This is a genomic window from Obesumbacterium proteus, assembly GCF_001586165.1.
Lineage (GTDB): Bacteria > Pseudomonadota > Gammaproteobacteria > Enterobacterales > Enterobacteriaceae > Hafnia > Hafnia protea.
In genome coordinates this window covers 973,153-988,193 of record NZ_CP014608.1, presented here as the reverse complement: position 1 = coordinate 988,193, position 15,041 = coordinate 973,153, and the positions used below count along the sequence as shown (strand labels likewise).

General features: G+C 52.9%; 6 protein-coding genes and 1 pseudogene. All 7 read left to right on the top strand.

The genetic code is table 11. The annotated features are described in order from the left end of the window. Positions 1-242 precede the first annotated feature (242 nt). The 7 genes and pseudogenes from malP (at position 243) to glgP (ending at position 14,756) form a co-directional block, all read left to right on the top strand. Positions 243-2,651 carry a maltodextrin phosphorylase gene (malP, locus tag DSM2777_RS04700; protein ID WP_061553301.1) on the top strand — a complete coding sequence of 803 codons (2,409 nt, stop codon included), beginning with the start codon at positions 243-245 and terminating at the stop codon, positions 2,649-2,651. 35 nt (positions 2,652-2,686) lie between these two features. Next, positions 2,687-4,825 (top strand): 4-alpha-glucanotransferase, encoded by a 2,139-nt coding sequence (gene malQ / locus DSM2777_RS04695; protein ID WP_237087844.1) that lies wholly within the window; start codon positions 2,687-2,689, stop codon positions 4,823-4,825. Positions 4,826-5,168: 343 nt separating this feature from the next. Next, positions 5,169-7,397: a 1,4-alpha-glucan branching protein GlgB gene (glgB, locus tag DSM2777_RS04690; protein ID WP_061553299.1), complete on the top strand. Its 2,229-nt coding sequence runs from the start codon at positions 5,169-5,171 to the stop codon at positions 7,395-7,397. Further along, positions 7,381-9,359 (top strand): annotated as a pseudogene (gene glgX, locus DSM2777_RS04685) (glycogen debranching protein GlgX). The gene glgB and the pseudogene glgX overlap by 17 nt, the downstream one beginning before the upstream one ends. A gap of 63 nt (positions 9,360-9,422) precedes the next feature. After that, positions 9,423-10,706: a glucose-1-phosphate adenylyltransferase gene (glgC, locus tag DSM2777_RS04680; protein ID WP_046459452.1), complete on the top strand. Its 1,284-nt coding sequence runs from the start codon at positions 9,423-9,425 to the stop codon at positions 10,704-10,706. Between the two features lie 77 nt (positions 10,707-10,783). Then, entirely contained in the window at positions 10,784-12,214 is a 1,431-nt protein-coding gene (gene glgA / locus DSM2777_RS04675) for a glycogen synthase GlgA (RefSeq protein ID WP_061553298.1), read from the top strand. A gap of 94 nt (positions 12,215-12,308) precedes the next feature. After that, positions 12,309-14,756 carry a glycogen phosphorylase gene (gene glgP / locus DSM2777_RS04670; RefSeq protein WP_061553297.1) on the top strand — a complete coding sequence of 816 codons (2,448 nt, stop codon included), beginning with the start codon at positions 12,309-12,311 and terminating at the stop codon, positions 14,754-14,756. Positions 14,757-15,041 lie beyond the last annotated feature (285 nt).

The following is a 15,041-nucleotide window of genomic DNA, read 5'->3' as shown; positions in this document are numbered from 1 at the left end:
CTATTCTTAATCCTTTAGTTGCGAGTTTATTGCACAGCCTTTGTCGATTTTATGGGCTACATCTTGGTAATCAGAGCTGAATTTACACGCCTGTGACGCGAAAGATAACGGGTTTGGATCACAGTTTTGACTACGCCCCGCCCCTCCTCCCCGCCTCATCCCCCTTCGGGAGGATGTTATAAAACCGGTGGGTCGGCAGGATAACGTCAATTCCTGAACTTTATGCTTTGAGAGAGACTGATATGTCGCACATACCATTTGATAAGGACGTATTCTTGGCGGCGCTTACCCGCCAATGGCAGCACTTCGGACTAACCGCATCAAACCAGATGACGGAGCATCAATGGTGGCAGGCTGTGAGTGCGGCAATCGCCGAGCAGCTGTCTGCATTACCGCAGCCAAAGGCCGTGGCAAAAAGCGAGCTGCGCCATGTTAACTACCTATCCATGGAGTTTCTGATTGGGCGCTTAACCGCAAACAATTTGATTAATCTGGGCTGGTATGACGCCGTAGAAAAAGCCCTCGCAGCGCATGACGTTCTGCTCAGCGATTTGTTGGAGCAAGAAACCGATCCAGCATTGGGCAACGGCGGTTTAGGCCGTTTAGCGGCCTGCTTCTTGGACTCCATGGCAACCGTTGAACAACCAGCAACAGGCTATGGCTTGTGCTATCAATATGGTCTCTTCCGTCAGTCCTTCAGCGAAGGTCACCAGATGGAGGCGCCAGACAACTGGGAGCGCGAAAGCTACCCGTGGTTCCGCCATAACAGCGCCCTGAATGTGGACGTTAACTTTGGCGGTAAGCTGGTCAAACAGCCAGACGGTTCAGTACGCTGGCAGCCAGCGCTCACGCTGCGTGGCGAAGCGTGGGATTTGCCGATTCTGGGCTATCACAACGGCGTGAGCCAACCGCTGCGTCTGTGGCAAGCCACCCATGCGCACCCGTTTGATTTAACTAAGTTCAACGATGGTCAGTTCCTCAAAGCAGAAAGCGACGGTATTGAAGCCGCCAAGCTCACCAAAGTGCTTTACCCCAATGACAACCATCAGGCCGGTAAACGCTTACGCCTGATGCAGCAATATTTCCACTGCGCCTGCTCCGTGGCTGACATTCTGCACAAACACCATCTGGCAGGCCGCAAGCTGGCAGACTTACCAAAATATGAAGTGATTCAGCTCAACGACACGCACCCAACAATTGCGATCCCCGAGCTGCTGCGCGTGCTGCTGGACGAACATCAGATGTCGTGGGATGAAGCGTGGGCTATCACCAACAACACCTTTGCCTATACCAACCATACGTTGATGCCAGAAGCGCTGGAATGCTGGGACGAACGCTTAGTTCGCAGCCTGCTGCCACGCCACTTTGACATCATCAAACAGATCAACGCCCGCTTCAAAAAACAGGTTCAAAAGCAATGGCCTAATGATGAAGCGGTATGGGCTAAACTGGCTGTTCACTACGATAAACAAGTGCGTATGGCTAACCTATGCGTGGTGGGCGGTTTTGCGGTCAACGGCGTTGCCCAACTGCATTCAGATTTAGTGGTTAAAGATCTGTTCCCTGAATACCACCAGCTCTGGCCCAACAAATTCCATAACGTCACCAACGGCATCACGCCGCGCCGTTGGCTAAAACAGTGTAATCCTGCGCTGGCGAGCCTTATCGACAAAACGCTGAAAAAAGAGTGGGCGAACGATTTAGACGTGCTGAAAGGCCTTGAATCCTATGCTGACGATGCGAAGTTCCGTCAAAAATATCAGGCCATCAAACGCGACAACAAAATCGCATTAGCCAAATACGTTAAAAACGTGATGGGTCTGGAGCTTAACGTCGATGCGATCTTTGATGTGCAAATCAAACGCCTGCACGAATACAAACGTCAGCACCTGAATCTCTTGCACATTCTGGCGCTCTATCACGAGCTGCGCGACAACCCTCAGGCTGACCGCGTACCACGCGTTTTCCTGTTCGGCGCAAAAGCCGCTCCTGGTTACTATTTGGCTAAAAATATTATCTACGCGATCAACAAAGTCGCGGAGAAGATCAATAACGATCCGCTGATGAAAGGACGTCTGCAGGTCGCATTCATTCCTGACTATCGTGTTTCCGTCGCTGAGCTCATGATCCCTGCGGCTGATATCTCTGAGCAGATCTCCACGGCGGGTAAAGAGGCCTCAGGCACCGGCAACATGAAACTTGCCCTCAACGGCGCATTAACCGTCGGGACGCTGGATGGTGCAAACGTCGAAATTGCGCAGGAAGTGGGTGAGGAAAACATCTTTATCTTCGGCCAAACCGTAGAGCAGGTAAAAGCCACGCTGGCCAAAGGCTATCAGCCTAAGGCGATTTATCGTAAAGATAAGCAGCTGAAATTGATTCTGGACGAGTTGGCCAAAGGTCATTACAGCAACGGCGATAAGCAAGCGTTTGATCAAATGCTGCATAGCCTGTTAGACGGCGGTGACCCGTATTTGGTCTTGGCCGATTTTGCTGACTACTGCCGCGCGCAAAAAGAAGTGGACGTGTTATATCGCGACCAAGAGCAATGGACACGCGCCACGATTTTAAATACCGCACGTGTCGGCATGTTCAGCTCTGACCGGTCAATCCGCGATTACCAGAAGAGAATCTGGCAGGCAAAGCGTTAAGGAGCTGTTCCATGCAAGAGAAAACAACGCCACCAATGGAACAAATAACGGAGCATCAGCAGGCCGAGCGGAAGCTGCTGGAAAGTCTGGCGGTGGAAGCAGGTATCGCGGCCAGCTACATTAATGCTCACGGCAAACAACAGGCGATCAGCGCGGAAACCAAGCAGCGCCTGCTGGAAGCGATGCATCCATTTACGCCGACTCAGGTCGGCTCACCGATTCCGCCGGTGATGGTGTTTACCCAAGGCCGCCCATGCATCCTCAATCTCCATACCACCGGAGAATACACCTGGACGCTCGCGCTAGAAGCCCACTCGTCAGATAAATCGGCACCTAACGCGACTCGCTTCCAAGGAAAAATACAGCGACGCAAAACGCTGACGCTGCCACGTGATCTACCGCAGGGCTATCATCAACTCACGTTAAGCGATGAAACGCAGCAGTGGACTTGCCAAATTATCGTTACGCCTCAACGCTGTTATGAGCCAGACGCCTTGCTGACCGGCCGTAAACTTTGGGGTGCCTGCGTACAGCTTTATACGCTGCGATCTGATAATAATTGGGGCATCGGCGATTTCGGCGATCTCAAACAGATGGTGCTAAACGTGGCGAAGCGTGGAGGGGCGTTTGTCGGCCTTAATCCGATCCATTCGCTCTACCCGGCTAACCCAGAAAGTGCCAGCCCCTACAGCCCATCCTCACGTCGCTGGTTGAACGTGGCCTACATTGATGTCAACCAAGTGGAAGAGTTTAAGCTCAGTGACGAAGCGCAAGCGTGGTGGAACAATACCGAAACGCAGCGACGCCTAAGCGAAGCTCGCGCCAGCGAATGGGTTGATTATTCCAGCGTTATCTCGTTGAAGATCAATGCGCTACAGCGCGCATTCCCCGCGTTTATCCAGCAAAAAAGCAGCAATAAGCGCCTGAAAGCGTTCCGTCAGTTTGTTGAACAAGGCGGTCATAGCCTGTACCAGCAAGCGGCGTTCGATGCATTACATGCACATCTGAATGCCCAAGATCCTACCATGTGGGGTTGGCCAGTATGGCCCGACAATCTGCGCAGCGCAGACAGCAGCGGCGTAGCCGATTTTTGCCGTCAGCGCACGGATAAAGTCGATTTCTACCTCTGGCTGCAATGGCTTGCGTACAGCCAGCTTTCCGAATGTTTCGAAGTTTGCCAGCAACAAAAGATGCCGATTGGGCTGTATCGCGATCTCGCCGTTGGCGTCGCCGAAGGCGGCGCTGAAACCTGGGGGGAAACCGAATTATATTGCCTGAAAGCTTCGGTAGGCGCACCGCCGGATATTCTTGGCCCACTTGGGCAAAACTGGGGGCTTCCGCCGATGGATCCCCACGTTATGGCTGCGCGTGCCTATCAGCCGTTCATTGATATGCTGCGCGCTAACATGACCTGCTGTGGCGCATTGCGTATCGATCACGTCATGTCGATGCTGCGCCTGTGGTGGATCCCCTATGGCGAAACCGCCGATAAAGGCGCCTATGTGCGCTATCCGGTGGATGATTTGCTGGCCATTTTAGCGCTAGAAAGCCAGCGCAATCAGTGCATGGTTATCGGTGAGGATCTCGGTACAGTGCCCGTTGAAATCATCGCTAAACTGCGTGATTGTGGCGTCTACTCCTACAAAGTTCTCTATTTCGAGCACGATCAGGAAAACAGCTTCCGTGCGCCGCAGTCATACACCGTGCAGGCAATGGCAACCATCACCACCCACGATCTGCCAACGCTGCGCGGCTATTGGCAAGCCGATGATTTGCATTTAGGCAGGGAGCTGGGGCTTTATCCCGATCTTGAGGTGCTGAGAAAACTGCATCAGGATCGCGAGGCGGCTAAGCAAGGATTGCTGGATGGCCTGCATCAATACGGCTGTATACCGCAAAAAATTGGACGGCGAGCTGACCGCTTAGCCATGAGCCCGGTTCTCAACCGTGGCTTACAGCGCTACGTGGCAGATAGCGCCAGCGCTTTACTCGGCTTACAGCCAGAAGATTGGCTCGATATGGAAAAGCCGGTCAATATTCCGGGCACCAGCGACCAGTATCCGAACTGGCGGCGCAAGCTTACCCAAACCCTAGAACAGATGTTTAGCGATCCTGATATTAATCTGCTTATCAGCGATTTAGATAAACGCCGCCGCAAGGTTTCTGCGGCTTAACTCAACGACTCTGCCAATAGACCGTGAAAGCCATTTTCGCGGTCTATTTTTCTGCTAATTCTTTTTTCCCATTCGTTATCACAAAAAATAACCCTCCGTTTAGCAAATGTATCTAGAAAAGCTGGCTATGCTTAAAAATGGTTAATTTATAAGTTAGCCATCCAATAAAAAAGCCAGCAGGCGGTGATGCTGTAGCGATTTGTGCCTTTGTGTTTTTACTCAAAAATTATCGAGTAACACTCACAAAAAATATTCTGAATGGCGGGCATGATGTCTATTAGCAATTATTCAGAAACGAATGATTGAATGATGGATTCATGCTGTGAATCTAAGGAAGAATGCCATGTCCGTACTTCCCAGCAGTCAAATGCTGCAACAGCTTCTAGCGGGTCATTGTGCTGACCCTTTTTCTATCTTAGGCATGCATCAAACCTCCAAAGGTTTGGTGGTACGCGCTCTGCTGCCTGATGCAACCTCTGTACAGGTACTCGATCGCAAAACGACGCGTATGGTTGCTCAGCTTGATCTGATCGACGAACGCGGTTTTTTTACTGGCCTGTTGCCGCGCCGTAAAAATCCGTTTGATTATCTGCTCAACGTCGCGTGGAACGATCATCAACAAATCATCGAAGATCCCTACCGTTTTGGCCCTTTACTCGGCGAAGTCGATAATTGGCTGCTCACCGAAGGCAAGCATCTACGCCCCTATGAAAGTTTAGGCGCCCATCCCACGCATCTGGCTGATATCAGCGGCGTCAGCTTTGCCGTTTGGGCACCGAATGCGCAGCGGGTTTCCGTGGTCGGCGAGTTTAATTTTTGGGACGGCCGCCGCCATCCCATGCGTATCCGACAGGAAAGCGGCATTTGGGAGCTTTTCATTCCCGGCGTGCAGGCGGGTCAGCTGTATAAATTCGAGCTTATCGATGCGCATGGCAACACCGTGCTTAAAGCCGATCCCTATGCCTTTGAAGCGCAAATGCGCCCAGACACCGCTTCGCTAGTGACCCCACTGCCAGACAAAGTTCCGCCGGATGAAAAACGCAGCGCGGCTAATCAGCTCAACGCGCCGGTTTCCATCTATGAGGTGCATTTGGGCTCATGGCGCCGCCACAGCGATAACAACTTCTGGCTCAGCTATCGTGAAATGGCGGAACAGCTGGTGCCCTACGTCAAAGACATGGGCTTCACCCATATCGAACTGCTGCCGATTAACGAACACCCGTTCGATGGTTCATGGGGCTATCAGCCGCTAGGCATGTACGCGCCAACGCGCCGTTTCGGTACGCCAGAAGACTTCCGCTACTTTATGGATAAAGCGCATGAAGCGGGGATCAACGTCCTGCTGGATTGGGTTCCGGGCCATTTCCCCAGCGATACTTGGGGGCTAGCAGAGTTCGACGGCACCGATTTATATGAATATTCAGATCCGCGTGAAGGCTATCATCAGGACTGGAACACGCTGATTTATAACTATTCCCGCTACGAAGTACGCAACTTCTTAGCCGGAAACGCGCTGTACTGGATGGAGCGTTACGGCATTGACGGCCTGCGCGTAGACGCCGTTGCGTCGATGATCCACCGCGATTACAGCCGCAAAGAGGGAGAATGGATCCCAAACTGCTTCGGCGGAAACCATAACCTCGAAGCCATCGATTTTCTGCGCTATACCAATAAAACCATCGGTGAACAGCGCCCCGGCGCCGTCACGATGGCAGAAGAGTCTACCGACTTCCCCGGCGTTACGCTGCCGCCCGACGCCAACGGTCTGGGCTTTCACTACAAGTGGAATATGGGCTGGATGCACGACACGCTGGACTACATGAAGCTCGATCCGGTCCATCGTAAATATCACCATAATTTAATGACGTTTGGCCTGTTGTACGCATGGAGTGAAAACTTTGTGCTGGCGCTGTCGCATGACGAAGTCGTGCACGGCAAACGCTCCATGCTCGACAAAATGCCCGGCGATGCATGGCAAAAATTTGCCAACCTGCGCGCCTACTACGGTTTTATGTGGGCTCATCCGGGCAAAAAACTGCTGTTTATGGGCTGTGAATTTGCCCAAGGCCGCGAGTGGAATTTCGAAACCAGCCTTGACTGGCATTTGCTAGAAGGTGAAGACAACTGGCACAACGGCGTGCAGCGTCTGGTGCGCGACCTCAACCATTGTTATCGCGACTATCCGGCGCTGCATCGCTGGGATTGTGATGCACGCGGTTTCCGCTGGCGCGTGGTCGACGATCATGAGAACTCGGTATTTGCCTTCGTTCGCCGCGATGAAACAGGCAACGAAGTTTTGGTTGTCAGCAACTTCACGCCGGTACCTCGCGAACATTATCGCATCGGCGTTGAGCATGCAGGGCACTACCAAGAAATCATGAACACCGATTCTTACTATTACCACGGCAGCAATGTTGGCAATCAGGGCGGCGTCGATAGCCAATCCGTTGGCAGCCACGGCTGCCCGCTCTCTATCGAGATCTCCGTGCCACCGCTGGCAACGCTCTATTTGCAGCTAGTACCTCAACCAGCGTCACCGTCGGAGGCTGTGTCTGATGCTAAAACCCGGTAATCCGGGCCCGCTGGGAGCCCACATCACGCCCGAAGGCGTCAATTTTGCACTCTTCTCGTCTCACGCGACGCGGGTTGAACTCTGCATTTTTGACAAAACTGGGCATCAGGAATCCTACGAGCTTCCGGCACGCAGCGGCGACGTTTGGCACGGGCTGTTACCTGGGGCAAAAGCGGGGTTGGAATATGGTTATCGCGTTCATGGCCCGTGGCGTCCTGAAAAGGGCCAGCGCTTTAACCCGGCTAAGTTGCTGATTGATCCTTACGCTCGCGCGCTCACGGGCACATTACCGCTGGACGATCGCCTGTGTGGCGGCCTACACGAACCAGACTGGCGGGACGATCGCGACATCGTCCCCCACTGCATCGTGCGTGAAGAGATCTACGACTGGGAGAACGATCGCCCTCCTCATGTTTTATGGGGGATACCGTGATTTATGAAGCTCATGTACGCGGCCTCACCCAGCAACATCCGGGAATTCCAAAGGAATTACGCGGCAGCTACGCCGCTCTTTCTCATCCGGTGATGATTGAATACCTAAAACGATTGGGTATTACCGCATTGGAATTGCTGCCGGTGCAGCTGCATGCCGACGAGCCTCGTTTACAGAAAATCGGCCTCACCAACTATTGGGGCTACAACGTTCTCGCCCCTTTTGCCATCGAGCCTAGCTTTCACTCGGGCCGCAGCAAAACTACCCCGCTAAGTGAATTTCGCGACGCGGTCAAAGCGCTACACGCCGCCGGAATTGAAGTCATTCTGGATGTGGTGTTTAACCATACCGCCGAGCTGGACGAAACCGGCCCGATGGTGTCGTTACGCGGCATCGATAACCGCAGCTATTACTGGCGAAACGCGCAGGGCGCGTTGGAAAACTGGACCGGCTGTGGTAACGCGCTGAGGCTAACTCAGCCGCATAGCGTGCAGTGGGTCATGGACTGTCTGCGCTATTGGGTTGAAGAGTGCCATGTGGATGGTTTTCGCTTTGATTTAGGCACCGTGCTTGGGCGCAACGCTGATTTTCATCGGCATGCGCCGTTGTTTATTACCATCGCCCAAGATCCTGTTCTCTCTCGGGTGAAGTTCATCGCCGAACCGTGGGATATCGGCCCCAATGGCTACCAGTTAGGGCATTTTCCTCTCACCTTTTCGGAATGGAACGATCGTTATCGGGATGAAGTTCGCCAGTTTTGGCTACAGGGCTCTCTCAGCGCGGGCGCGTTTGCCGAGCGTTTTGCGGCCTCAAGCCAGTTATTTCGCCATCACGGGCGCGCACCGTCGTCGAGCATCAACCAAATCACCGCTCACGATGGCTTTACCCTGCACGATTTAGTGAGTTTTAACGACAAACATAATCTGGCTAACGGTGAGGAAAACCGCGACGGCACCAACAGCAATTACAGCAACAACCACGGCGTGGAAGGGATAGACGCCGATGAGGACATCCAGCGCCGAAGAAGCCGTAGCCAGCGGGCGTTGCTCGCCACGCTGCTGCTCTCACAGGGCGCTCCGATGATTCTGGCCGGTGATGAAATGGGCCACAGCCAGCAAGGTAACAACAATGCGTACTGCCAAGACAATGAAATCGCTTGGCTGGATTGGTCCTGCGCAGATACCGCGTTAACGGAGTACACCGCCTCGCTGATTCAGCTGCGCAAGCGCATTCCCGCGCTCTGTGCCAACCGGTGGTGGGATGAAAACGATGGCAACGTTGTCTGGCTGAATGCCCATGCACAGCCGCTCACGCCCGATGAATGGCAGGCTATCGCCCCGTCACTGCTACAGATTCAGCTATCTGGCGACTGGTTAATGATCGTGAATCCAGCGCAGAACGACGCAGAGGTTTGCCTCCCTTCGGGTCATTGGCAAGCGTCTGCACCATTCAACGCATTGGATACCGTAAACAACACTGAACGCGTGGTCATGCCTGCACACAGCATATGCGTACTGATTCGTTCATAGCCCTACAACGCGCAGTCCAAGGCCTAAAGAGCGGACTGCACGCATAAAAACAAGGAGTCAGAAATGGTTAAGTCAGAAAATCAGAACCAGTTGATGTTGGCCCGTCAATTACCTCAGCAGTCTGTGGCCCTGATTCTGGCAGGTGGCCGCGGCTCTCGCTTGAAGGATCTCACTAAGACGCGTGCGAAACCGGCCGTTCACTTTGGCGGTAAATTTCGTATCGTCGATTTTGCGCTATCGAACTGCATCAACTCCGGTATTCGTCGCATTGGGGTGATCACCCAATATCACTCGCATACCTTGGTGCAGCATATTCAGCGTGGTTGGTCGTTCCTGAACGAGTCAATGAATGAATTTGTCGATCTCCTGCCCGCTCAGCAGCGCGATGCGTCAGAACATTGGTACAAAGGAACCGCCGATGCGGTGTATCAAAATCTGGATATTATTCGGCGCTATGACGCTGAATTTGTGGTTATTCTTGCGGGTGACCATATCTACAAAATGGACTATTCGCGCATGCTGATCGACCACGTGGAGAGCGGTGCGGAATGTACCGTGGCCTGTATTCCCGTGCCGCGTAGTGAAGCGAGCGAATTTGGCGTGATGGAAGTTGGCAACGATCACCAGATATTGAAGTTTCTGGAGAAACCACAGAATCCACCCGCTATGCCCGGCAATGAAGATATGTCGCTCGCCAGCATGGGTATTTATGTGTTTAACGCAGAATATCTTTATCAGCTGCTGGAAGAAGACATGAGCCTCGCGGATTCCTTCCACGATTTTGGTAAAGACCTGATCCCTAAAATTACCGCGCAGGGAAAAGCCTGGGCGCATCCCTTCACGCTTTCCTGCGTCACCAGCACCGACGAGCACGACGTTGCCCCGTACTGGCGCGACGTTGGAACCTTGGATGCCTATTGGCGCGCCAATCTCGATTTAGCTTCGGTCACACCAGAACTCGACATGTATGACAAACGCTGGCCAATTCGCACCTATATGGAATCGCTGCCACCCGCCAAGTTCGTTCAAGACCGTTCAGGCAGCCACGGCATGACCATGAACTCTCTGGTGTCAGGCGGCTGCATTATTTCCGGCTCCGTGGTCGTTCACTCGGTGCTGTTCCCTCGGGTTCGCGTTAATTCATTCTGCACCATTGATTCATCTGTTTTATTACCTGACGTCAACATTGGCCGCTCATGCCGCCTACGCCGCTGCATTATCGATCGCGCCTGCGTTCTGCCTGAAGGCATGGTGATTGGGGAGAATGCAGAAGAAGACAGCAAGCGTTTTTACCGTTCTGAAGGCGGTGTTGTCTTGGTCACGCGCGAAATGCTGGCTCGTTTATGAGATGAAATGTTGGGTGTGACTCCCTGTAAACAGAAAGGCTAGCGGGTACTAGCGCCCAATCTGACTGAGGACTACCGATGTACGTATTGCACGTCTGTTCCGAACTGTTTCCCCTGCTCAAAACAGGTGGATTAGCCGACGTTGTCGGTGCAATGCCTGCTGCGCAAATTGCTCAGGGAGCGAATGTCCGCGTTCTTCTCCCTGGATTTCCAGCGCTGAAAGAAGGTATCCCTGAAACACATGAAGTCGCCACGCTGGATACCTTTGCCGGTCGCGTTACGCTGCGTTTTGGTCATTATCAGGGCGTGGGTATCTATTTGATTGATGCCCCGCATCTTTATGACCGCCCCGGCAGCCCGTATCACGATCAGGCGATGTATGCCTACTCAGACAACCATCGACGTTTCGGTTTGCTGGGATGGGTCGCGGCAGAGCTGGCCAGCGGCTGTGACCACTATTGGCGTCCGCAGGTCGTTCATGCTCATGATTGGCATGCGGGCCTTGCCTGCGCATATCTGGCGGCGCGGGGTCGCCCGGCTCGCTCTGTGTTTACCGTACACAACCTTGCCTATCAGGGCTTATTTTCAGCCCATCACATGGCTGAGCTATATCTACCACAGGATTTCTTCCAGATTTATGGGCTGGAATTTTATGGCCAAATCTCATTCTTAAAAGCCGGGCTGTTTTACGCCGATCACGTCACCACGGTCAGCCCTACCTATGCGAAAGAAATCACCCGCCCTGAATTCGCCTATGGCATGGAAGGGCTATTACAGCAGCTTGAACGCGAAGGCAGACTCAGCGGCATTCTCAACGGCGTTGATGATGCTATTTGGGATCCCGCGACCGATAAACTCATCGCCAACTGTTATCAGCGAGAAAACCTCAAAGAGAAGGCACTAAACAAACAGCATCTGCAAACCGCCATGGGGTTAGACGTCGATCCGGAAAAACCGATTTTTGCGGTTGTCAGCCGTTTAACCAGCCAAAAGGGATTGGATTTGGTCCTTGAAGCGCTGCCCACGCTATTAAACGGCGGTGGACAGCTGGCGCTGCTCGGCGCGGGGGATGCTCCTTTACAAGAGGCATTTTTGGCCGCTGCAGCCGCCTATCCCGGTCAGGTTGGCGTACAAATCGGCTATCACGAAGCGTTCTCACATCGAATCATTGCGGGCGCCGACGTTATTTTAGTTCCGAGTCGTTTTGAGCCCTGCGGGCTAACCCAGCTATACGGACTGAAATACGGCACCCTGCCGTTGGTGCGCCATACCGGCGGCTTAGCCGACACGGTGAATGACTGCTCGCTGGAAAACCTCTCCGAAGGCAGCGCCAGCGGTTTTGTCTTTAATGACTGTGACGCCAAAGATTTGTCGAATGCGCTGCGCCGCGCCTTTGTTCTTTGGACGCGCCCAACGCTGTGGCGCTATGTGCAGCGCCAAGCCATGGCACAAAACTTCAGTTGGGAAAAAGCGGCCGTGAGCTATTTGGATCTCTACCGCCGACTTTAGCCAAATATAGAATTCATCGGCATGGCTGGCGCCAATTGCATGACTTGCCATCGATGCTGTAACCCATATTTTTCATTATCGGGGTGTACTGATTATGACTTCACCGTTTAGCTATACTTCGCCCGTGGTCAGCGTCGAGGCGCTTAAACACTCGATTGCTTACAAACTGATGTTTGTGGTTGGCAAAGATCCGTCTATCGCCAATCAGCATGACTGGTTAAACGCCACGTTATTCGCGGTACGAGACAGAATGGTCGAGCGCTGGCTGCGTTCCACGCGCGCTCAGTTCTCGCAGGATGTGCGTCAGGTTTACTACCTTTCGATGGAGTTTTTGCTTGGTCGCACGCTTTCTAACGCCTTAATGGCGATGGGCGTGTATGACGAAACCAAGCAAGCCTTAGACGAAATGGGGCTCGACCTTGAAGAACTTATCGATGAAGAGATCGACCCAGGTCTTGGCAACGGTGGCCTTGGTCGATTAGCGGCCTGTTTTCTCGATTCCATGGCAACGCTCGCCCTACCGGCACGCGGCTACGGTATCCGCTATGAATACGGCATGTTCAAGCAGAACATCGTTAATGGGCAGCAGGCGGAATCCCCCGATAACTGGCTGGAGTACGGGAATGCGTGGGAGTTCGTGCGGCATAACACGCGCTATCGAGTTCGATTCGGCGGACGTATTCAGCAAGAGGGCAATCGCGCCCGCTGGTTGGAAACCGAAGAAGTGCTGGCGCTGGCTTTTGACCAAATCATCCCAGGCTTTGACACCGATGCGACTAACACCCTGCGCTTATGGTCAGCGCGTGCCAGTAGCGAAATCAATTTAGGTAAGTTTAATCAGGGCGATTACTTTGCCGCAGTGGAAGATAAAAACCACTCGGAAAACGTGTCTCGCGTGCTCTATCCGGACGATTCCACCTATTCAGGCCGTGAGCTGCGCCTGCGTCAGGAATACTTCCTCGCCTCCGCAACGGTGCAAGATATTCTCCATCACCATTGGCAAACGCATCACACCTTAGAGAATCTCGCCGAGAAAATTGCCATCCACCTGAACGACACTCATCCGGTGCTTTCAATTCCTGAATTGATGCGGCTGCTCATTGACGATCATAAATTCACGTGGGAAAAGGCGTGGTCCGTCGTGGTGCAGGTTTTCTCCTACACCAACCATACGTTAATGAGCGAAGCTCTCGAAACGTGGCCGGTAGATATGTTGGGCAAAATTTTGCCGCGCCATCTACAGCTGATTTTCCAGATCAACGACCATTTCCTGAAAGACGTGAAAGAGCAATATCCTAATGATGATGCGTTGCTGTCACGCGTTTCCATTATCGATGAAACCAATGGCCGCCGCGTGCGCATGGCGTGGTTAGCGGTGATTGCCAGCCATAAAGTCAACGGTGTATCTGAGCTGCATTCCGAGCTGATGGTGCAATCGCTGTTTGCCGATTTTGCGCATCTGTTCCCGAACCGTTTCTGCAATAAAACCAACGGTGTCACTCCACGTCGCTGGCTGGCGCTGGCTAATCAGCCGCTGTCAAAAGTGCTGGATGAAAACATCGGGCAGCGCTGGCGCACCGACTTAAGCCAGCTTAATGAGCTGTTAGCACACATCGACTACCCTACCTTCATTCGCGATGTGCAGCAGGCCAAACTGCATAATAAAAAGCAGCTCGCCGTATATGTCGCGCAAAAGCTTAATGTGGTGCTGGATCCTAATGCGCTATTCGACGTGCAGATCAAAAGGATCCACGAATATAAGCGCCAGCTGCTGAACGTGTTGCATGTCATCACCCACTACAATCGCATCCTGCAAGATCCTGAAAACGATTGGACACCACGGGTGAAGATTTTTGCCGGTAAAGCGGCCTCAGCCTATTACAACGCCAAGCAAATCATTCATTTGATCAACGATGTGGCTAAAGTGATCAACAACGATGAACGCATCAAAGGCAAGCTCAAAGTTGTTTTCATCCCTAACTATGGCGTTAGTTTGGCACAGATGATTATTCCAGCCGCCGATCTTTCAGAGCAGATTTCTACGGCAGGCACCGAAGCATCGGGCACCAGCAACATGAAATTTGCGCTCAACGGCGCATTGACCATCGGTACGTTAGATGGCGCAAACGTGGAAATGCTCAAGCACGTAGGTGAAGAGAATATCTTTATCTTCGGCAATACCACCGAGCAGGTTGAGGCACTGCGTAATAATGGCTATAACCCGCGCCAAATCTACGAACAGGACCCTGAGCTAAACCAAGCACTCACCCAAATTGCGACGGGCGCATTCAGCCCTGAAGATCCACGCCGCTATGCAAGCCTCTTTGATTCATTGGTAAATTTCGGCGATCACTATCAGCTACTGGCGGATTACCGTAGCTATATTGATACACAGGATAAAGTGGATGAGCTTTATAAAACGCCAATTGAATGGACGCACCGCGCGGTGATGAATATCGCCAATATGGGGTATTTCTCGTCTGACCGAACGATTCAGGAATACGCGGATGAGATATGGAATATTAAAGCGGTGAAATTGTAGAGAACAAAGAAAAGACCCCCTCCCAGCCTCCCCCTTCGCAGGGGGAGGAGCCGATCGAGGATCTTACAAGCTCACCGAACAGTTCCCTCCCCTGCCAAGGGGAGGGTTAGGGTGGGGTAAATATCAGTATTGCGAACTGACCCCCTCCCAGCCTCCCCCTTCGCAGGGGGAGGAGCCGATCGAGGATCTTACAAGCATCACCAAACAGTTCCCTCCCCTGCCAAGGGGAGGGTTAGGGTGGGGTAAATGCGGACTGACCCTCTCCCAGCCTCCCCCTTCGCAGGG

Bases quoted from the DNA above. Each gene is read 5' to 3' on its own strand.
- malP (WP_061553301.1), top strand. From the start codon at position 243: ATGTCGCACATACCATTTGATAAGGACGTATTCTTGGCGGCGCTTACC.
- malQ (WP_237087844.1), top strand. From the start codon at position 2,687: ATGGAACAAATAACGGAGCATCAGCAGGCCGAGCGGAAGCTGCTGGAA.
- glgB (WP_061553299.1), top strand. From the start codon at position 5,169: ATGTCCGTACTTCCCAGCAGTCAAATGCTGCAACAGCTTCTAGCGGGT.
- glgC (WP_046459452.1), top strand. From the start codon at position 9,423: ATGGTTAAGTCAGAAAATCAGAACCAGTTGATGTTGGCCCGTCAATTA.
- glgA (WP_061553298.1), top strand. From the start codon at position 10,784: ATGTACGTATTGCACGTCTGTTCCGAACTGTTTCCCCTGCTCAAAACA.
- glgP (WP_061553297.1), top strand. From the start codon at position 12,309: ATGACTTCACCGTTTAGCTATACTTCGCCCGTGGTCAGCGTCGAGGCG.